Annotated in this window: 22 protein-coding genes; 9 read left to right on the top strand and 13 right to left on the bottom strand. The window is 35.2% G+C overall.

Annotation, left to right across the window (positions count from 1 at the left end):
- The 5 genes from HMPREF3031_RS05390 to rpsN all read right to left on the bottom strand — a co-directional run bounded on the left by HMPREF3031_RS05390 (position 1) and on the right by rpsN (position 5,181).
- Positions 1–1,473 (bottom strand): sucrose-6-phosphate hydrolase, encoded by a 1,473-nt coding sequence (locus HMPREF3031_RS05390; protein WP_002480846.1) that lies wholly within the window; start codon positions 1,471–1,473, stop codon positions 1–3.
- A gap of 68 nt (positions 1,474–1,541) precedes the next feature.
- On the bottom strand, positions 1,542–2,522 hold the full coding sequence (locus HMPREF3031_RS05385) for a LacI family DNA-binding transcriptional regulator (RefSeq protein WP_061054739.1): 981 nt from the start codon (positions 2,520–2,522) through the stop codon (positions 1,542–1,544).
- Positions 2,523–2,718: 196 nt separating this feature from the next.
- On the bottom strand, positions 2,719–3,654 hold the full coding sequence (locus tag HMPREF3031_RS05380; protein WP_002480844.1) for a CAP domain-containing protein: 936 nt from the start codon (positions 3,652–3,654) through the stop codon (positions 2,719–2,721).
- A gap of 100 nt (positions 3,655–3,754) precedes the next feature.
- On the bottom strand, positions 3,755–4,732 hold the full coding sequence (gene guaC / locus HMPREF3031_RS05375; protein ID WP_070724682.1) for a GMP reductase: 978 nt from the start codon (positions 4,730–4,732) through the stop codon (positions 3,755–3,757).
- Positions 4,733–4,911: 179 nt separating this feature from the next.
- On the bottom strand, positions 4,912–5,181 hold the full coding sequence (rpsN, locus tag HMPREF3031_RS05370; RefSeq protein WP_002480842.1) for a 30S ribosomal protein S14: 270 nt from the start codon (positions 5,179–5,181) through the stop codon (positions 4,912–4,914).
- A gap of 256 nt (positions 5,182–5,437) precedes the next feature.
- On the opposite strand from rpsN, the gene rpmG reads away from it, so the two are divergent.
- The 3 genes from rpmG (at position 5,438) to HMPREF3031_RS05360 (ending at position 7,773) form a co-directional block, all read left to right on the top strand.
- Positions 5,438–5,587, top strand: a complete 150-nt coding sequence (gene rpmG, locus HMPREF3031_RS12975; protein WP_001265708.1) for a 50S ribosomal protein L33 — start codon at positions 5,438–5,440, stop codon at positions 5,585–5,587.
- A 284-nt stretch (positions 5,588–5,871) separates the two neighbouring features.
- Complete coding sequence (locus HMPREF3031_RS05365; RefSeq protein ID WP_002480841.1) at positions 5,872–7,329, top strand: amino acid permease; 1,458 nt, start codon at positions 5,872–5,874, stop codon at positions 7,327–7,329.
- Positions 7,330–7,458: 129 nt separating this feature from the next.
- The gene (locus HMPREF3031_RS05360; protein WP_002480840.1) at positions 7,459–7,773 is read left to right on the top strand and encodes a hypothetical protein; all 315 of its coding nucleotides are present in this window, start codon (positions 7,459–7,461) and stop codon (positions 7,771–7,773) included.
- 59 nt (positions 7,774–7,832) lie between these two features.
- Here HMPREF3031_RS05360 and HMPREF3031_RS05355 read toward each other — a convergent pair whose 3' ends face one another.
- From HMPREF3031_RS05355 to HMPREF3031_RS05340, 4 genes are read right to left on the bottom strand one after another with little or no spacing between them, the layout of a single operon-like run.
- On the bottom strand, positions 7,833–8,636 hold the full coding sequence (locus HMPREF3031_RS05355) for a Cof-type HAD-IIB family hydrolase (RefSeq protein ID WP_002480839.1): 804 nt from the start codon (positions 8,634–8,636) through the stop codon (positions 7,833–7,835).
- A 56-nt stretch (positions 8,637–8,692) separates the two neighbouring features.
- A complete protein-coding gene (gene thrB, locus HMPREF3031_RS05350; RefSeq protein ID WP_070724680.1) occupies positions 8,693–9,607 on the bottom strand; it encodes a homoserine kinase in 915 nt (304 codons plus the stop codon).
- Complete coding sequence (thrC, locus tag HMPREF3031_RS05345; protein ID WP_057509855.1) at positions 9,607–10,674, bottom strand: threonine synthase; 1,068 nt, start codon at positions 10,672–10,674, stop codon at positions 9,607–9,609. The genes thrB and thrC overlap by 1 nt, the downstream gene beginning before the upstream one ends.
- A gap of 5 nt (positions 10,675–10,679) precedes the next feature.
- Positions 10,680–11,960, bottom strand: coding sequence for a homoserine dehydrogenase (locus HMPREF3031_RS05340; RefSeq protein WP_002480836.1), 1,281 nt, complete (start codon positions 11,958–11,960; stop codon positions 10,680–10,682).
- A 192-nt stretch (positions 11,961–12,152) separates the two neighbouring features.
- Here HMPREF3031_RS05340 and HMPREF3031_RS05335 point away from each other — a divergent pair, with 192 nt between their 5' ends.
- The gene (locus HMPREF3031_RS05335) at positions 12,153–13,529 is read left to right on the top strand and encodes an aspartate kinase (protein ID WP_002480835.1); all 1,377 of its coding nucleotides are present in this window, start codon (positions 12,153–12,155) and stop codon (positions 13,527–13,529) included.
- Between the two features lie 82 nt (positions 13,530–13,611).
- On the opposite strand, the gene HMPREF3031_RS05330 is transcribed toward HMPREF3031_RS05335, so the two are convergent.
- The gene (locus tag HMPREF3031_RS05330) at positions 13,612–14,196 is read right to left on the bottom strand and encodes a hypothetical protein (protein ID WP_002480834.1); all 585 of its coding nucleotides are present in this window, start codon (positions 14,194–14,196) and stop codon (positions 13,612–13,614) included.
- A gap of 95 nt (positions 14,197–14,291) precedes the next feature.
- A complete protein-coding gene (locus tag HMPREF3031_RS05325) occupies positions 14,292–14,756 on the bottom strand; it encodes a sugar phosphate isomerase family (RefSeq protein ID WP_002480833.1) in 465 nt (154 codons plus the stop codon).
- 192 nt (positions 14,757–14,948) lie between these two features.
- Between HMPREF3031_RS05325 and HMPREF3031_RS05320 the strand changes: the two genes are divergently transcribed.
- Together HMPREF3031_RS05320 and HMPREF3031_RS05315 are read left to right on the top strand one after the other, a co-directional pair.
- Positions 14,949–15,323: a transcriptional regulator, SarA/Rot family gene (locus HMPREF3031_RS05320; protein WP_070724678.1), complete on the top strand. Its 375-nt coding sequence runs from the start codon at positions 14,949–14,951 to the stop codon at positions 15,321–15,323.
- Positions 15,324–15,573: 250 nt separating this feature from the next.
- On the top strand, positions 15,574–16,434 hold the full coding sequence (locus tag HMPREF3031_RS05315; RefSeq protein ID WP_002480831.1) for a hypothetical protein: 861 nt from the start codon (positions 15,574–15,576) through the stop codon (positions 16,432–16,434).
- A gap of 41 nt (positions 16,435–16,475) precedes the next feature.
- On the opposite strand, the gene HMPREF3031_RS05310 is transcribed toward HMPREF3031_RS05315, so the two are convergent.
- Positions 16,476–17,009 carry a thermonuclease NucI gene (locus HMPREF3031_RS05310; protein WP_002480830.1) on the bottom strand — a complete coding sequence of 178 codons (534 nt, stop codon included), beginning with the start codon at positions 17,007–17,009 and terminating at the stop codon, positions 16,476–16,478.
- Between the two features lie 128 nt (positions 17,010–17,137).
- Here HMPREF3031_RS05310 and HMPREF3031_RS05305 point away from each other — a divergent pair, with 128 nt between their 5' ends.
- Entirely contained in the window at positions 17,138–17,332 is a 195-nt protein-coding gene (locus HMPREF3031_RS05305) for a hypothetical protein (protein ID WP_002480829.1), read from the top strand.
- A 54-nt stretch (positions 17,333–17,386) separates the two neighbouring features.
- On the opposite strand, the gene cls is transcribed toward HMPREF3031_RS05305, so the two are convergent.
- Complete coding sequence (cls, locus tag HMPREF3031_RS05300) at positions 17,387–18,865, bottom strand: cardiolipin synthase (RefSeq protein ID WP_070724676.1); 1,479 nt, start codon at positions 18,863–18,865, stop codon at positions 17,387–17,389.
- A 460-nt stretch (positions 18,866–19,325) separates the two neighbouring features.
- On the opposite strand from cls, the gene HMPREF3031_RS05295 reads away from it, so the two are divergent.
- Together HMPREF3031_RS05295 and glnA are read left to right on the top strand one after the other, a co-directional pair.
- Positions 19,326–19,691: a MerR family transcriptional regulator gene (locus tag HMPREF3031_RS05295; RefSeq protein ID WP_002480827.1), complete on the top strand. Its 366-nt coding sequence runs from the start codon at positions 19,326–19,328 to the stop codon at positions 19,689–19,691.
- A gap of 20 nt (positions 19,692–19,711) precedes the next feature.
- The gene (glnA, locus tag HMPREF3031_RS05290) at positions 19,712–21,052 is read left to right on the top strand and encodes a type I glutamate--ammonia ligase (RefSeq protein WP_002480826.1); all 1,341 of its coding nucleotides are present in this window, start codon (positions 19,712–19,714) and stop codon (positions 21,050–21,052) included.
- The last annotated feature ends 92 nt before the right edge of the window (positions 21,053–21,144 follow it).

Raw genomic sequence — 21,144 nt, 5'->3', positions numbered from 1 at the left:
TTACCCTCTTTTCAATTCATATTGTTTCGTTTCCATTTTGACCGTTCCTGACTCTGACGATAGTTGACAATATTGATATGGTTCAACAGGAAACAGTCTAGACGTCATCACATGTGTACCTTCATTAATGAAGATTTCTATACTTGATGTATCTATAAAAATTCTCAATGATTTTAAAGCATCAAATAACTTTACACTTCTCTTTTGATTATCTTGATTGTTTGGTAATTCACCACTCTGGCTGCGATCTAGTTCAAAAACTCCTGTATTTTTATCATACGTTATTTTAACCGCTTCTTCGACTTGATTAGAAAAAACTATGCTTAATACATCCGCTTCATTTTCAACGATTGAAATGTTGATTTCTGAACGGTCTGGTTGAATCAAATCTAATACAGTGTTGTCATTAGTGATATCCATTGTTGTTTCATTACTGCGAACTCTCAACTTTTCTACATCTGGATGTACCGTTTGTATTAATGTATTCTCTTTAACTTTCAATACCCTCGGCAAAGTCAGACAATGTGCCCAGTTATAAACATCTGTTGGATAGTTAATGTCTGGTAAACCCATCCATCCGATTAAGACACGTTCGCCTTCTTTAGAAATAGTTGTTTGCGGCGCATAAAAATCAAAGCCGTGATCTAATTCAACAAATCCATCATGTTTCATTTCTAAAGTCTTTAAATCAAAATCTCCTATGATATAACCGGATTGATAGATATTGCGATAGTTCATCCCATCTGCTTCTAACCCTTGTGGACAAAAAATTAACACATCTTTATTTCCTAATTTAAATAAATCTGGGCATTCCCACATATATCCGAAATCTGATAAACCTGTTTGAATTTCTCCGAGTAAATGAAACTTGAATGATGTATCACCTTGATAGATTAAAGCACGCCCTGTTTGTGCTGTAGTTTGTGCACCAATCACGAAATAATAATCTCCATTTTCCTGCCAAACTTTCGGATCTCTAAAATGGTCGGTATAACCTTGCGGTGTACCTTCAATGAGTGGCTGTTTGTCCTTCACTTGAAACGCGTCATTTAATGTCGCTACCATTTGATAAGGTAAACGTTCCCAATCTTTTGTCCTATGATTACCTGTATAGAATAAATACAACTGGTCTTCAATTTGTATACTAGAGCCACTATAAGCACCGTGCGAATCATATGTGGTATCAGGATAGACGACTGGTCCTTTATTTTCAAAATGAATCAAATCATCAGAAACAACATGATACCAATATTTCAAACCATGAACAGGACCTAACGGATACCATTGATAAAATAAATGGTATTGACCTTTAAAGTAAATGAAGCCGTTCGGATCATTTAACAATCCCGAAACAGGTTGAACATGAAAGTGTTGTCGCCAAGGCGATTGATGCACTTTGTCTGTCATACTTTCAAATTCTTCATTTGTAATTGAAGATAACCCTCGATACCTTGCTTCGCGTGTCCATTCCATCCTATCACTCCTTTCTATTTGGAACCGGTTCCAAAATGCTATAAAAGTAAAACGCTTTCACAAACATTTTACTCATTGCTTTCAGATAAGTCAATACTGTTATTTTTAATAAACTCAAAATCCATCACTTCTATTTGTTTAATCGCTTCACCATTGATAATACGAATTAAATTTTGGGCAGCTTTCTCACCTGTTTGTTTATAGGGAAAGCTGATTGTCGCAAGAGATGGTGTGACAATAGAGGTTGTATCATAGCCTCCGAATCCCGCTATTGATAGTTGATTTGGAACTTGAATATGTTGATGATGGGCAGCTTTCAAAGTTCCTAACGCAATATTATCTGTCCCGCAAATTAATGCATCGTATTGAGACACTAACGGTTTTGCAGCGACTACAGCTTGTTGTAAATCAAAAGTTGTGTAATAAACATCAGGCGTTTGATTATATCGTTTTAAACCTGACAATATACCTTTTTTTCTTTCAACACCTACTGCTTTATCATATTCATCGACACCTAAATATGCGATACGTTTAAAGTTTTGTTGTCCAAATAATTCTCCAATAGTGCGCCCCGCTTCAAAATCATTTTGTATTACAGAAGGTACATGTTCATCTGACTGCCCGACTAATATAACAGGAGCCTTTATTTCTTGTATCGCTTCAATGTGTTGCTTTGTGATTTGTGTGGCGATTAATAAAATACCATCTACTTTATTTTTATTTAGTGTATATAATGCTTCTATTTCTTGTTCAATACTTTGACTCGTATTAACAATCAGGGTTTGGTACTTAATTTCACGTAAGTAAGTATCTGCACCTTCAAGAATCTGATTTGCCGCATAGGAATCAAGTCTAGGAATAATCGCACCAATCATGAATGTACGTTTGGCTTTTAAGGATTGTGCAAATTGATTAGGTGAATAGCCTGTTTCCTGTACAATTTTATCTATTTTATCCTTAGTTTTCTGGCTGACAGATCCACCATTTAAGTATCTTGATACTGTGCTTTTTGATACGTTTGCCATTGATGCGATATCTGAAATATTCATGGTCATCCTCCTTCCTTTATGATTTCAAGTCATTTAATATGTATTATAAAATATTATCCTTTTTTCTGCTTGTGCTTATTATAATCAAGAAATCATTCATTAATCAATAATTTCTGAATAAATTAATCTTTTCTTTATAAAACAAAAGGCAAAATCTCTGCTGAATACAGAAATTTTGCCTTTATTTTAAAGCTGATTAACTTGTGTAATTTTCAGTCCAGAAAGGCTGTCGTTCATCATTGAAATCAACACCGACACCTAAGTTTTTAAAGCTTGGTTGTAAAATATTTTTTCGATGTCCTTCTGAATTCATCAGACCTTCATGTGCGAAAATACTATTTTGATGGCCGTACGCTAAGTTTTCACCCGCGCTATTATAATCAATGCCATCCTTTTTCATACGATCAAATGGAGATTCTCCTTTTGGATTAGTATGATCAAAGTAATGGTTGTCAGCCATATCTTTACTGTGTTTTCGTGCAGTATTAGAGATTGCATCACTATATTTCAATACAGATAAGCCTTTTTGAACACGCTCTGCATTGACTATATCAAAGTTTTGCATCTCAAAACTCTGAGCAAGTGAAGACGATGGCGCACCGTAAGGTTTAGTTAAACGATGTTCCATTTCCTTACTAATCTGCATGACACCTGTTACTTGATTATTTTCATGCTTGTCATAAAAGACGGTCGTATAAATACCATCTTTATCAAAAACATCATATTCATCGCTCGTAATTTGGTATCTATAATTACCTTTCGTCATTTCATCAATCGGTTGGCCTAGTCTATCTCTTACAGCTGATTTCGGCGAACCATACTTGATTTTAGATTTAGAAGAGATAACATTTTGATTGCTATAGATACCATTCACTTTATTATTCATATAACTGACCATTACGAATGAATGGTAATCTTTATGGTATGTGTACCATTTTAAACCATATTCATTTGCGCTGACACGCTCAGGTTTACCTAAAGCCTGTTCGACTTCTTCTTTTGTCATATTCATTTGAATGTTATTTAAAGCAAAATCTTGCTTATCCGGCACTTTAAGTGCTGTTTCATTGGCACTTTCTTGTGCAGTGATTGCTTGTATTTTGGCTTTTGCTTGATTTTGAATGTCAATCATCCATGGTGTCTCTTTAAAAGGAATGATTAAAGCAGCAAGTAACAGGATGACTACAAATGAAAATGTGCGTCTGATCGTCTACACCTCCAGAAGGTAAAGCTTAGTCTCTATCACCATTGAAGATAGAGTTTCTTACGATGACATAATCTACTTTTCTTAATTCAAGCAAGTCTTTACCGCCTGCATAAGAAATAGAGCTTTGTAAGTCCTGTTGCATTTCATTCAATGTGTCTGCTAATGAACCTTTGTGTTCTACAAACATTTTCTTACCTTCAACGTTTTTGCGCTCACCTTTTTGGAATTCAGAAGCACTGCCGAAGTATTCTTTGTATAATTTACCATCAAGTTCTACTGTTTCACCTGGTGATTCTTCATGTGCCGCAAATAATGAGCCAATCATAACCATTGAAGCACCGAAACGAATTGATTTCGCGATGTCACCGTGAGTTCTGATACCGCCATCAGCAATGATTGGTTTACGCGCTGCTTTACTGCAGTGGTTTACTGCAGCTAATTGCCAACCGCCTGTACCGAATCCTGTTTTGATTTTTGTAATACATACACGGCCTGGTCCGATACCGACTTTTATCGCATCTGCACCAGCGTTTTCTAATTCTCTTACACCTTCAGGCGTACCTACGTTACCTGCGATCACAAATGAATCTGGTAAATATTCTTTCAAGTGGCGAATCATGTTAATGACTTGTTCTGAGTGACCATGAGCAATATCAATTGTGACATATTCAGGTTTTAAACCTTGTTCTGCAATTTCTTTAACGAAATCATATTCATTATCTTTAACACCTACAGAAATAGATGCGAATAATCCTTTATCTTGCATTTTTTTGATGAATGGAATACGCGCTGCTTCATCAAAACGATGCATAATATAGAAGTAATCATTTTCTGCGAACCACTCTGCAAGTTTTTCATTCATAACCGTCTGCATATTTGCAGGAACAACCGGCATCTTAAAACGACGCGGTCCGAATTGGATTGATGTATCACATTCTGAGCGGCTTTTCACTATACATTTATTAGGAATCATTTGGATATCTTCATAATCAAAAATTTTCATATCTATCTAACACCTTACCCTTTATTTTCTCTAACTCAAAAAGTCCAATATACATCATACTACCTCATTACGACTTTTACCATAAAAAAGCGTGTATTCTCTCTAAAAATACACAAAAAAAGAACACATTTCATTCAAGAAATGTGTTTCATGATAAATTGATTGCTAAAAACTAGAAATTACCAGCTTGCTTTTCTTACGCCAGGAATTTGACCTTTATGTGCATGTTCTCTGAATGCAATACGTGACATTTCGAATTTTCTCATTACGCCACGAGGTCTTCCAGTTACTTTACATCTACGAGTTAAACGTGTTGGTGATGAATCTCTAGGTAATTTTCTTAATGCTTCATAGTCACCTTTAGCTTTTAACTCTTGACGTTTTGCGTAATATTTAGCAACGAGTTCTTCTCGTTTTTGTTCTTTAACAACTTTTGATTTTTTTGCCATTAAAGTTCCTACCTTTCTTAATAGTAAATGTTCATAATCGTAATTATTACGATTTATATCATAACACAATTTCCATCTTTATCAATACTTTTTGCTCATTTTTTAGGCAAAGTTATTTACTAATCGTAAATTTTTCTATACAATAGAATACATTGAGCTTATGCTGCTTATTTTATCCATCTTGCACGATATGCATGATTGTGGTAAATTTAAGTGCGTAAGTATTGCTAATAACTTAATAGAAAGGGTGTCTACATTGCGCGTAAACGTAACATTAGCTTGCACAGAATGCGGCGATCGTAATTATATTACTACTAAAAACAAACGTAACAATCCTGAACGTATCGAAATGAAAAAATACTGCCCAAGATTGAACAAATATACATTACACCGCGAAACTAAATAATGTATTGAAACTACGATAGTGAACTTACCTATTCAAATCGGTAACGTTCACTTTTTTTATTGTTGGGTCTAAATATACACCTCTCCTTCTATTTTGTCTAATACGCTCTTACTATATCAACTAAGAATTTATGTCAATTTAACGGACACAATGAACAAAATTCTGTCATTTTTCTGAATTTTTTAAAATATTTGATTTAATGCATCAAAGGTCATTGATTAGTCGTATAAAAACAATTAGAATAGAGTACATATATTTTAATTTAAAGATTAGAGGTAACGCATATGGATGAAAACAAAATGAATAGAGGACTCAGTTCTCGCCATATATCAATGATTGCTATCGGGGGTGCAATCGGTACAGGTCTCTTTATCGCAATGGGCGGCGTCATTTCTCAAGCTGGTCCTGGCGGTGCGATTGCAGCGTATCTGATTATTGGTGTCATGTTATATTTCTTAATGTCATCAGTCGGAGAACTTGCAACCTTTTATCCTGTATCAGGTTCTTTCAGTTCTTATTCAACACGATTCGTTGACCCCTCACTTGGTTTTACAGTCGGTTGGTTATACTGGGCAATGTGGTCACTTGTGACAAGCGTTGATGTTATTATTGCATCAAATGTCTTGTACTATTGGGACACATTTAAGTTCTTCTCTCCACTTACATGGAGTTTAATATTTATCACGTTCTTACTATTATTGAATATCTTTACGGTAAGAGCCTTCGGTGAAGCGGAATTCTGGTTAGCAGCTATTAAAGTTGTGACGATTATCGTTTTCATCGTTATAGGTGTTTTAACTATCTTTGGTATTCTTGGCGGTCATACGTATGGTTTTAAAAACTTCACTGTCGGTGAAGCACCATTTGTTGGCGGTATCTCTGGTTTCTTAAGCGTTCTGCTTATCGCTGGATTCTCTGTCGGTGGTACGGAAATTGTAGCGGTCACAGCTGGTGAATCAGATGATCCTAAAAAATCAATGCCAAGTGCCATTAAATCAGTATTCTGGAGAATTTTATTATTCTATGTTCTCTCAATCGCAGTCATTTCAGCGATTTTACCTTACAATGAACCGTTATTACTTAATAAAAGTGAATCTGTAACACAAAGTCCATTTACGATTGTGTTCGATAGAGTCGGTATCGCCTTTGCAGCTTCTGTCATCAATGCGGTTATTTTAACATCACTATTATCAGCTGCTAACTCAGGTATCTATTCAACAAGTCGTATGTTGTTCTCACTTAGTACAGATCGACAAGCGCCGAAATTCTTAAGTTATTTGCATGGTAAAACAAAGTTACCGATTCCAGCCATCTTAACGAACTTCGTAATTGTTGTGGCGGTCATTATTTTAGCGAACTTCCATGCGAATGCGATTTTCACATTACTTGGTATTATAGGGCAACTTGTTATCTTCGTATGGGCAGCCGCAATCTTCTCGCAAATCAGATTGCGTAAAGGATTAAAAGCACAAGGTATAGATATTAATGAACGTTTACCTTATAAAACACCGTTATATCCGCTAGGACCGATTCTTGTTTTAGCTATACTCGTGTTCTTATTATTCGGTGGTTCATTTGAAAATATGATTCACTTGAATGTCGGCGGATTAATTAAAGACTTCGTACCGATTGTAGTGCTCTTTATTATTTTCATTGTCCATAAAATCATTAAGAAAACAAAACCTGTTAAATTGAAAGAAATGGATGTAAGAAGTTTCGAAGAATTTAATAAAGTGAAATAATTATTCACACTGACAGATTGGCTTTGGCCAATCTGTTTTTTTGTTTCTTCTTATAACTTTTAAGATTTTAACGTTTATGGATATGTAGTATAATAGGAGTAATAAGACGAGAAATCGAGGTGTTACAACATGGTAGGACAAACAAATTTATTTGACGATGTTTTGAAGGAAGATGAACGTTTTGTGATTGTCGTTCAGTCTCTTGAAGAAAAAAATGGCAGACTTATCAAAAGAACTTTAAGAGAATATCCAAGTCTAGAACATGATCAAATGGTACCTCTATTTGAACACTTAAAAGATGTTTACCTAAGTGAACCGTTTGAAACTGGACAATCATCATTTATTATCACAGTCTATACAAACTTAGACTACTCTGCTGATAATATTTATGCTCTTGTAAAACGAAACCATGGCATGCATGAATGGACACATACAGCTAAATAAGATGTATCGCATACAAAAGGAGACTCTCTTGAACAGAAAGTCTCCTTTTGTATTTAAATCTATAAAATTTTCTTTAAGGCATAGACAATACCGTCTGAGTTATGATCTAACGTCACAAAATCAGCGATTTCTTTTAACGCATCACGTGCATTGCCCATTGCGACAGCATACCCTGCTTCTTCCATCATAGAATAATCATTCATACTATCACCAAATGCGATAGTCTCACTGATATCGATGCCGACTTTTTCGCATAACGCATGTAATGCATTACCTTTAGACACACCATGCGGCACAAATTCTAAGAAGAAGGGTTTACTTGTCGTCACATCGATTTGGTCGTTAAACACACCGCCAAATGCTTGAGAGAGTTCTTGAATATGTGATTCGTAGTCTACGCCCAATACTTTTGCAACAGGATTTTGAATGAATGCTTTCAAATCATCTGTGCGATGCATAGGTAACCCTGTTAACTCAGACTCAATATTCATATACTCATGTTCACCTTCATAGATAATATGACCGTCTTGATACGTCAACACAAAGATATTATTATCGCGACAATAATCTACAATACGGTCAAAGTCTTTTTTAGAAATACTTTGTTCGGCTTCAAGCTCTCCATCTCTAACACGTGTTGTACGACTGCCGTTAAAACTGATGACATAACTATCATGCTCATGAAGATGCAAGTCTTTTGCGATTGGCAACATACCTTCTGTTGGACGTCCTGAAGCTAAGACAACATGATATCCTTTATCTTGTAATTCAATTAAATATTTTGCAGTATCTGGACTGACTTGATTCTCTGAATTCAACAAAGTATCATCCATATCCATTACTATCATTTTATAGCTGCTCATTTGATGTGCAGTGCTCCTTTCAAGCGTATTCCATCAAATTATATCGCATTTCTTCATTAATCATAAACTTTTTCAACGATAATTCCGCTTTTATTGACTGAAATTAATTCAGATTCACAATCTGGCAACTCTTTGTTCAATCTTCTGACTAATTTACCGCTTTTAGAAGGATCAATTAATGTTAAAATCGTCGGACCAGCCCCACTGATAACTGTCGCATAAGCATGATATTCACGACCTAACGCTTTAACGCGTTGAAATTCTGGGATTAAATCTTGACGATACGGTTCATGGAACCCATCCATTTCCATCAACATACCTGCTAATTGATAATCATGCTGCATCAATGCACTTAACATCGTGTTACTGATGGCACTGTATTGAACCGCTTGTTCATGTTCAAAGCTTTTCGGCAAAACTTGTCTAGAGTCATGTGTCTTCAACTCGTAGCTTGGAATAGTGATCACGAGGTTCACATATGGAGGTTCTATTGAAGAAATGTATGTTTCTTTTGTTTCATGATTATAAAATCCAGCAATCATCCCACCATAAATCACAGGGGCAACATTATCTGGATGTCCTTCTATTTCTGTTGCGGCTTCGACCATTTCAAATTCTGATAATTGTAAGTGACCGAAGAAATCTGCTAAATAAATACCTGCAACTAAAGCAGAAGCCGAGGACCCAAGTCCTCTGGCTAAAGGAATTTCACTCCGCATAGTGACATCTAATGGCGGCACTGACATATCATATTTCTGTTCAAGAAACTGTATAACTTGATAAATCAGATGGTGTTCATCTGTCGGTAAGCCATGCAAGTTGTCACCTTTATGATGGAAGTGCCATCGATCATCTGCACTCACTTCTGCTTCAACATATAGGAACTTATTTAATGCGAGTCCGATTGAATCAAAGCCTACGCCAAGATTGGCAGTAGAAGCGGGAACTTTAAGTTTTAAACTTTCTCCCATTAATGTATAGCTCCTTTGATATATTTAATAATACTTGCTTTATCATTTGGTAAAGATTTAATCGGGTTGTCTAATAATGAGATGGCAGTATCAGGGTCTTTCAAGCCATTACCAGTTAACACTGCAGTGACTGTAATATCTTTTGGTAATTTACCAGCCCTATGCAATTTTATTAATCCAGCAATTGAAGCGTTACTTGCAGGTTCTGCAAACACACCTTCTTTAGAAGCAAGTAATTGATAAGCTTCTAAGATTTCTTCATCTGTCACACTATCAATCAAGCCGTTTGATTCATCCAAAGCTTTCACTGCCTTATCCCAACTTGCTGGGTTACCGATACGAATCGCAGTTGCGACTGTTTCAGGATTTTTAATGACTTTGTTCTGTACGATTGGTGATGCACCTTCCGCTTGGAATCCAAATAATTTCGGTAATCCTGTTTGATGTTTATCATTAAACTCTTTGAAGCCTTTCCAATACGCAGTGATGTTACCTGCGTTACCGACTGGGATAGCTAATACATCTGGTGCTTTGCCGCCTAATTGATCGACTACTTCAAATGCACCTGTTTTTTGACCTTCGATACGGTATGGGTTAATTGAGTTAACAAGTTCAATTTCGCCTTCTTCTTTCGCAACTTCTTTAACAATTTCTAACGCTTCATCAAAGTTGCCTTCAATCGATACAATTTCTGCTCCGTACATGACAGCTTGTGATAATTTACCTAAAGCGATTTTACCTTCAGGAATAACTACGATTGCTTTCAAGCCTGAACGTGCCGCATATGCAGCTGCAGAAGCCGAAGTATTACCTGTTGATGCACAAATCACTACTTTTTTACCTTCTTCTTTTGCTTTAGTGACTGCCATGACCATACCACGGTCTTTAAATGAACCTGTCGGATTGGCACCTTCAAATTTTACAAACAAGTTAATACCTAACATGTCTGATAATGTATCACAATGAATCAACGGCGTTTGGCCTTCATTTAAAGTTACATTCGGTGTGTTGTCGTTAACTGGGAGATATGCTTTGTATTCTTGTACTAAACCTTGCCATCTTTTCATTTTAATTAAACCCCTTCTACTGGATAAACTTTTTCCACTGGATATTTGCCTTGTGCTAAAATCTCATCAGCTGGAACATTGATACTTTTTACAATGACAGCTGCTGTGTTGTCATCTCGTTCAATGACATTGAGTGATTTGTGAAGCGGTAATTGTGCTTTAACCTCTTCTTCCACTCGTTTAACCGGTGCACCATTTGTTTGTAAAACAACATAGTAACTACCTTTTTCTTTTAATTTTGTCGGTTCATCTGCGTCGATCATTTCTTTTGCATGACCTGTTTTCAATTCGAAATGCGGCGGTAAAGTATGCAAGTTAGATTCGAATTGCAGTGAAACGTTAAGTAAGTCGCTGACTACTGCACTACCTGTAGCTAAGCTACCTGCACCTTTACCATAGAACATCGTTTCTCCAACAGAGTCGCCGATAACATAAATCGCATTATATTCATCTTCAACTGATGCTAATTGATGTCTTTCATCGATTAAGGTTGGTGCAACAGATGTTTCAATAACACCATTATCAAATGTACCTTTACCGATTAATTTAATTTTATAACCAAGCGCTGTTGCGGCTTTGATATCCTCTACTGTTACTTCAGAAATACCTGTTACTTTAACTTCGTCTAAACTGATAACTCGGTTGAATGATAAGTATGTAACGATGACTACTTTACGTGCCGCATCGATACCTTCAACATCATCGGTTGGATCTGCTTCAGCAAAACCTAAACGTTGTGCCTCATCCAAAGCTTCTTTAAAGCTTGCGCCCTCTTTTGTCATCTTAGATAAAATGAAGTTGGATGTACCGTTTAAAATACCCATGAATTTACTGATGTTGTTCGCATTTAAACCATTGTTGATTGCGTTGACGATTGGAATACCGCCTGCCACACTGGCTTCGAATTTTAAAGCAACGCCATTTTCTTCTGCTAAATCTTCTAATGTGCGTAAATGAACCGCTAATAAATCTTTGTTAGCAGTAATCACATGTTTGCCCTGTTTTAATGATTTTTTCAACCACTCAACAGTAGGTTCGATACCGCCCATCACTTCAATCACAATGTCGACTTCATCATCATTTAAGATTTCATCCACATCTTCAGTCAGATGGTATTTACTGATATTTAAGGGACGTTTTTTCTTTTTATCTCTAACAAGAATATGTTTGATGTGAAGATCTTTGTGAATCGTATCTTTAATCTGTTGATGATTCTCTTCAATAATTTTAACTACTCCTGAGCCCACTGTTCCCAGACCGAGCAAAGCGATGTTTAACTTCTTCATAATTACATTCCTCCGTTTGTTCGTTCTAAAAAAACACCTGTACTATTGAAAAATACTTGATTATGGTTTAGTATAAATTCATTCATCAAAATTGTAAAGTTCAAAAAATTTGGAATATGTTGAAATTTTAGCATTTTTCACCCAAAAAACAAAGCAGTATATTATTAAGATTGATAGAAAGGTTGATTAAATATGAAAGTAGCTAAATTTGGCGGTAGTTCCGTCGCTTCAGCAAGCCAAATTCAGAAAGTGTTAAACATCATCAATAGCGATGACGAAAGAAAAATAATCGTTGTGTCTGCTCCTGGTAAAAGACATTCTGAAGATATTAAGACAACAGATTTGTTGCTTAGGCTTTATGAAAAAAGTGTAGCAAAATTAGATTATCAAAATAAAAAGGAAGAAATTATCGAACGTTATGCAGATATCATCCGTGATTTAAACATGGACGAAAATATTTTAACAGAATTCGATGATATTCTTGAACAGCGTATCAAAGCCAACCAAAGCAATCCGCCTCGTTTAAAAGATGCATTACTTTCTTGTGGTGAAGACTTTAACGCTCGCTTAATCGCACAATATAATAACGCTCAAGGTGTTCCAACTACATATGTGTCTCCTTTAGACGCAGGTATTACCGTAACCAACACGCCTCAATTTGCTCAAATATTAGAAGAATCTTATGATAAAATTTACAATCTAAGAAAAATTGAAGGAAAAATTATCGTTCCAGGTTTCTTCGGTTACTCGAAACAAGGTAATGTTGTCACTTTCCCTCGCGGCGGTTCTGATATCACTGGTGCAATCTTGGCACGCGGTGTACGCGCAACGTTGTATGAAAACTTTACAGATGTTTCAGGTATCTATCGTGCAAATCCGAACTTAATCAAAAACGCTGAAATTATGGAAGAAGTAACATATAGCGAAATGCGTGAACTTTCATATGCAGGCTTTAGTGTTTTCCACGACGAAGCCCTTCAACCTGTACAAAAAGAACGTATTCCAGTCGTAATTAAAAATACAAATCGTCCTGAAGATCCAGGTACTTTCATCAGATACGACCGTGAAATTAAACCAGACCACTTGATTACAGGTATTAGCTGTGACAAAGGCTTTACAGTCATTAACGTACGTAAATACTTAATGAACAGACAAGTTGGTTTCACACGTAAAATCTTATCAGTACTTGAAGACTACAATATCTCATTTGACCATATGCCTTCTGGTATTGATAACGTCAGTATTATCATGCGAACACATCAAATTCGCGGCAAAGAAACAAAAGTGTTAAATGAAATTCGTAAACAATGTGATGTTGATGAATTAGGTATTGATAACGACTTAGCTGTGATGATGGTTGTTGGTTTAGGTATGAACCAAATGGTCGGTACTGCCAATATGATTACATCTGCACTCGCAAAAGCGAATATTAACCTGAAAATGATCAACCAAGGTGCGTCTGAAATTTCAATGATGTTCGGTATCAGCGTTAAGGATGCTGACGATGCCGTACGTGCAGTATATGATGGAAGTTGTGCCCATGCGAAAGAAAATTTACAATTAAAATAATCTGAATTTAAACAATATTTAGTTAAAATTTAAAGATATAAAAATACAAGAGTGTTGCGACTAAGCAACGCTCTTGTTCTTTTTACGATGCGTATAATGCATCATGTAGACGTTCTTCACCTACGACCACGCGTAACATAACGAATTGATAATAACTCAATGCATCAATCACAGCTTTGTTGTTAAAACTACTGCGATGTACTGAAGGTTGCAGCAACTCATACATCAGAACGATTTCTGGTTTAATATAATCAACGCCCCAAGGTAAAGAATGGAAATAAATATGTTTTTCAGGCAATCGAATGTTGTGGTTGAATCTAAACATCCACTCTTTGTTATGTACATCATAAATATAAATAGTCATAATTCTTTGCCCATGTATTTCTACTTCTAAATGTGTTAGTTGAGAGAATTTCGTATCTCTTAATTTTTCACTGACATTCCCTTCTGAATCTATGTATCGAATACGATAATTATCCGGGATATTCTTTAAAACTTTAGTAAGGTTCTTACGTTTTACGCAAATATCTACTGTATCGTTAATAATAAATTCATTTTTCAAGAATAAAAGTTTTGCAGTCTCTCCGAAAAATTTGATTTCATCATTGGTATTCTCTATTAATCTATCAACCAAGAAATTTAAATCTTCATTATTAGACTTTTGCATTCTGACACCTCCTACTAGTAAGCGCTTACAATAATGGTTATATTTTCTCTCTATTCATATTCATTTTAGCGTGTGTTTCACTACTTGTCTATCATTTAATTTACATATCCGATATGAATATAACGCTGATTTGATTCTATAAAATCAGGATAATTAACGACAAAACTGTGTCGCGCTTGTTGGATCAACGTTTTTTGCAATGCCCCTATTTCTGAATGCACTTGATATAAACTACCTTGTTCATCTATGTAACTCGCTGCGCAGAAATAGACATCTATTTGAAGAGTTTTAAATGATTCCACCATTGTATCACCAGTAATAATATGTAAGCTTGAATCCACTTTACCTGGCGCAAAAATAATATTTGAAAAAGTATTTTGACACACATACTGCATAATATCTGTGGAAAATGTGACAACAGAAACATGTCTCTCCTGTTCAGCTAAACAGTCTAACACATAATAAGAGATAGGATGATTATCTAATGCGATAACTGCATTAGGAGGAATATTATTATAAAAGTCTGATAAATCTGTTTTATTCTTTATAATAGAGAACAATTTTTAAACTCCTTTTGTTATACCAAGTAACCCTATTGGATTTATAAACTTTATTTTCATTCGTTAATTGAATTTTTAAAAATAGATACAATAATTTAAGTTAAAACTAAAGAATATCTCTTTTCAAAGTATAACTTTTTTATTATAATAATGTAGACGCAAGATATTATAAATACAACACGAGGTGAAATCATGTATTCTGAAAAAACACAGTCTACAGAATCGATTTTTTACTATGAATTGCATCGAAAAGAATTAATTAAAGCTTTGAAGCAGGAATATAACTTACGTTTCAACGATTTATTATTTTTAAAACACATTTTAGATCGTCAAAAGAAACTTATTCCTCTTCTTGAAGTGAAACACGGTATAAATTTCAGTTTAATGGAAATTCATAAATCGTTCAGCACATTAACGGAAATGAAAATCATCGGCAAGCAACGCTGCATCGATGATGAACGAAAAGTTTTCATTACTATTACAAGCGCACAAACGAAAAAAGCATTGAAACTGCTTGAGGAATTTGACGCTTTACAAAAATCTATCTTACAAGATACAAAAGCGTAATAGTTTTTAAGATATTTCATTGATTCCCAAGCTGAGTTGAAACCAAACACTTAAAATTGAATTTAACGATTAAAGTTCCAGACACATTTCCTACATATTCGTCTGGAACTTTTTTAGTATTATCATAATATGTCATAAATGTTACATTAATATTTTGTTAAGACTTTATTATTGATTTTTACCACTAAGAGTTAGATTATTAGGGTATGTTTAAATTTAACTACTTTTTATTGAGTAAGGAATGATAGGTATGTATTTAATATTACTTCTAGTTGCTGTCATCGTGATTTTGGCCATTGCGCTTGTTGTATCACGCAGCTTAATGCAGCACCGACTAGATACAGAGATTTATTCAAAAAATCAACTTGTAAGCAAGGTCAACACCTTACGTACAGAAGTCGCATCATTGAAAAATCAAATCATTAATGATGGTACACAACAACATCATTATGGTGTACGCAAAGCTAAACAATCTATCGAGAAAGTTATGCAAAGCTTAAAAGAAAATGGAGAAGTTAAGTTTTATCATATTGTTTCAACAGGCAATGTTGCTGTTAAACATCCACTCTTCGATTTCTTGCGTACTTTTGATTATGTAGTCATCACAGATAAAGGGTTGTTAAATATCGACGTGAAGAACTGGAAAGAAAAAACATTTTATCATTTCAGTGCTGAACCTGAAAAACCTATTGATACAAATGTAGAAGATATTGATCAAATTATCGGGCATTACATCGCAGATCAATATCAAAGTCAATTCCAGTCAACAAGAGAAGATATTTATACGTTCACTGAAAAAGTCAAAAGCAACAGTGTCACTTTTGATTTCTATGACTATGACCCGTACCTTACAGCTTCTGTGAACTCTAAAGAACTAAAAGATGCTTACGAAAAGAACTTCAATCAAAAAATTTCAAGTGTCGGTTTAGTATACTTTAGTGACGGTTCTGTAAATATCATTGATGGTCCGACTGAACGTCAAAAATATGTTGAGACCGCAACTTCTAAGCATGACTTAAAAGATGCGATTCGCAATATATTTATGCAGTCAAAACATGAAATCACTGAACAAGATTGCGAAAAGATTCTGGGCTACATCAATCAACCTTAATTAAAATAACGGACAAGCACATTCAGCTTGTCCGTTATTTTTTAACTCCAAATATTTAAATGTTTTTGTTTCGCTTCTCGTTCAGCATCTTTAAGCACATCTCGGTACTTGCCATTCGGCGCAAAGTACTTTTCACGTGCAAGTCCTTGTTTAACTAATTCTTCGTTAAACATATGGTTCTCATCTAACCAAACATAAGCTAAATAGCGGCCATATTGATCTTTCGGCTCTTTATCAAATTCTAAATAAACCTTTTGGTTATTTAAATGCTTCTTGGTATAGTTTGAAGCCTCTTTCCCGTACGGTTGTACAGGTGTATTAGGTTTAACTGTTTCTGGTGTATCCATACCAATCATTCTGACTTTAATTTCACGATTATCTTTATCTGTTGCGATAAAGGTGTCACCATCAATAACACGTTTGACAGTAACCGCTTCTTTATCCCCCATCGATGTCGACGCTTGTTCTCCACCGCTTTGTTTAAAGGGACCTGAATGATTAAAATATTGGAAACCTAAAACAATTACAGCAATCACTGCAATTACAATGATTGACGACATAGACTTACGTTTCAAAAATTTTCACCTGCTTAGATTAAAGTTATCACCGACTCATCATATCTATTTTTTCATAGGTGCGTCAATTCTCTGATGCACAAAAATTTGGTATGATAGAAACAAGGAATTTGATGAGGAGGCGCGCTATGCAAGCCATTAAAGAAAACATTGTAATGATTGTTGCTGTTGCAGTCGCAATTATCGTCGGCTTGATTTTGCAATATGTATATGAGTTTCCATTACTAGTCACAGCAATTATTGGCATCTTAATGGGAATGCTCGTCGGTTTTATTTTATTTATCATCCAGCAGAATCGAGATAAACACAATAAAAGAAAATAACACAGTATAAATAAACTCGGAAATGAGACAGCTCACTTCCGAGTTTTTCTTATCTTATAAAATTGGTGTAATCAGTTTTGAGAAGCCCTCTTTCATTTTAATCCAGAATGAACGATTCGCATAACGTGCTTTCGTTAATTCTGTTGAAAGTGTGATATCATGTTCAAACGCTTTACGTAACTCTGTAGCGATTTCTTTGTTATACATAAAAGCGTTGACTTCAAAGTTTAATTCAAAGCTTCTGAAGTCCATGTTGGCTGAACCGACACTAGCGACTTCATCATCAATTACCATCGTTTTAGAATGGATAAACCCATTATTATACGTATAGATTTTGACACCTGAGTCTAATAGCTCTGCCGCATGATAATATGTTGCCCAGTATACAAACGGATGGTCAGGCATATCAGGAATCATCAAGTGAATGTCTACTCCTGAATTTGCGGCCATCTTCAACGCGTTGATATAAGAATTATCTGGAATGAAGTAAGGACTCTGCATATAAATCGATTTTTTAGCTGAGTTAATCATTTTTGTATAGCCGAATTCAATTTCATGCCAGTTATCATCAGGTCCGCTTGAACAAATCTGAACAGAAGCTTCCCCTACATCTTCTTTCACTGGGAAGTATTTAGGTTTATATGGCAACGTTTGACGTTTAGATTGAGAATTCCAATCCAACATAAAGCGTAATTCTAACGCATCCACTGCAGAACCTTTAATTCTGACATGTGTATCTCTCCAATAACCGAATTTCTTACTTAAGCCTAAGTATTCATCTCCAACGTTGAAACCACCGATATAACCGATTTTACCGTCAATCACCACAATCTTTCTATCGTTACGGTTATTAATTCTGAAGTTGATTAACGGCAGTTTGCTTGCGAAGAAAGCTTCAACTTGCCCACCAAGCTTTCTAAAACGCTTGAATTGGCGCAAGGTTAACTTTTTCGAGCCAATATCATCATATAATAATAAGACCTCTACACCCGCTTCTAAACGCTCTTCTAAAGCATCAATAATGCGATGGCCTAAACCATCTAATTCAAATACATAATACTCTAAGTGGATAAAAGACTCCGCTTTTTTAATATCTTCAATCATTTGATCGTATAATTTATGGCCATCGACAAACACATCGATATCATTACCTTCTGTTAAGAAAGCAGGTTGTCTCGTTAACAGCATATTTACTAAGTCATGATGTTTTTGAACTATTTCATTATCACTTTGTATCTGATCTTGTTGAACTTGGTAACGTTGTTCATTGATAATATCATCAAATTGTTCTATATCTTTTCTGTAATCTTTGTATAACTTTTTCTTTGATACGCCTCTTCCAAATAAAATGTATAAGAAGAAACCTAACACTGGTGCGATAAATAAAATAAACAACCAAGCCCATGTGGCACTTGTCGACCTATTTTTCAAGAAGATGATATTAAAGGCAACAATCAAATTCAAGATTGTGAATAAGATAAATATGCCTAGCAATATATCACCTAGTAATCCTGGTACGTAAAAGGCTATCATTGTCTCAACTCCATTCTTGCGATTCATTTTAAACTCTTACATTGATTTAATGGTAAGTTAAAACGTCTATCATTTAATATAAATAAGATAAAACTATTTTAACATTTATAATCGCATAAGACATCATATAAACAACTGAAATATCAGTACTTGAGTACGTCTAATTTCACATTTCATTTAGTCAAATGTTTATGTCTAACGCAACTTAGGTATAATTTTACATAGAGAAAGTCATAGTAGATTCTCTCTTATTTAAGTAAAAACACAGTAAATCGGAACGAAAATGTGAAATATTTTTGAATGGTTCGTGTTTTAATTTGTTAGAATTATCAGAAAAATATGTTGAACCCTTGATATATAAGGCTTTTTATACTGATGTCAGGAAACCTTACATATTTTTGTAATTTCGGTTTATTTGTGATAAGTTAATAACAAGTTCAAAAATAGAGGTGATGGAGAAATGTCAAATGATGCACTTCGCAGAAACATGGCCGTCTTCTCTATGAGTGTCGTAAATCAATTGACTGAGCTAACACCAAGACAGGTACGGTATTACGAAGCACATGGACTCGTTAAACCAGAGAGAACACCCGGTAACAAAAGATTATTTTCGATGAATGATTTAGATCGCCTGTTAGAAATCAAACACCTATTAGAAAAAGGGTTTAACCTAAAAGCAATCAAACAAATCATTTATCAAGATGATCAACATTTGTCTACTGATGAAAAAGCCATCAGAAAACACGTTATCGTTGAAGCAACACAGAAACCGCAACAGGAAGCTATCCCGATAAATCGAGGCGACCTATCTCGTTTTATCAAATAATTCACTGGAGGATTTAAAACATGGCAAAACGTACATTTACAAAAGATGACATCCGCAGATTTGCTACTGAGGAAAACGTAAGATATTTACGCTTGCAATTCACTGACATTTTAGGAACAATCAAAAATGTTGAAGTACCTGTAAGTCAATTAGAAAAAGTATTAGATAATGAAATGATGTTCGACGGATCTTCAATCGAAGGTTTCGTTCGTATTGAAGAATCAGATATGTATTTACACCCTGACTTAGACACTTGGGTTATCTTCCCTTGGACAGCAAGTCAAGGTAAAGTTGCACGTTTAATCTGTGACGTATACGGTACAGATGGTAAACCATTCGCTGGTGACCCACGTACTAACTTGAAACGTGTCTTAAACGAAATGGAAGAATTAGGCTTCACTGATTTCAACTTAGGGCCTGAACCAGAATTTTTCTTATTCAAATTAGATGAATATGGCGAACCAACATTAGAATTAAATGACCATGGCGGTTACTTCGACTTAGCTCCTACTGACTTAGGTGAAAACTGCCGTCGTGATATCGTATTAGAATTAGAAGACATGGGCTTTGACATTGAAGCCAGCCACCACGAAGTTGCGCCTGGCCAACATGAAATCGACTTCAAATACGCAGATGCCATCACTGCATGTGATAACATCCAAACTTTCAAACTTGTTGTTAAAACAATTGCACGTAAACATAACTTACATGCGACATTTATGCCAAAACCATTATTTGGTGTAAACGGAAGCGGTATGCACTTCAACGTTTCTTTATTCAAAGGTAAAGAAAATGCATTCTTCGATCCAAATGGTCGTGACCAAATGACTGAAGAAGCTTACCAATTCATCGCAGGTATCTTGAAAAACGCACGTGGATTCACTGCTGTATGTAACCCGTTAGTAAACTCATACAAACGTTTAGTTCCAGGTTACGAAGCACCATGTTATATCGCTTGGAGTGGTAAAAACCGTTCTCCATTAGTACGTGTTCCAACTTCACGTGGTTTATCTACACGTGTAGAAGTTCGTTCAGTTGACCCAGCAGCTAACCCATACATGGCTTTAGCAGCAATCTTAGAAGCTGGTTTAGACGGTATCAAAAACAAACTTAAAGTTACTGAACCTGTAAACCAAAATATCTATGAAATGAACCGTGACGAACGTGAAGCAATCGGTATCGAAGATCTTCCTTCAACACTTTACACAGCATTAAAAGCAATGCGTGAAAACAAAATTGTTAAAGATGCTTTAGGTTCACACATTTATAATCAATTCATCAACTCTAAATCAATTGAGTGGGATTACTATAGAACACAAGTATCTGAGTGGGAACGCGAACAATACATGAAATTGTATTAATCACTACGCACACAGGTGCTAAACAATAGGGATAAAAAAAAGAGGCCGACTGGCCTCTTTTCAGACTGTCGACAAAGTCCTACGGACTTGTC

Origin of the sequence: Staphylococcus sp. HMSC072B07 (assembly GCF_001815505.1) — a bacterium.
GTDB classification, from domain to species: Bacteria; Bacillota; Bacilli; order Staphylococcales; family Staphylococcaceae; genus Staphylococcus; species Staphylococcus simulans.
The sequence above is the reverse complement of the archived record's forward strand: the minus strand, read 5'-3'. Positions and strand labels throughout refer to the sequence as shown.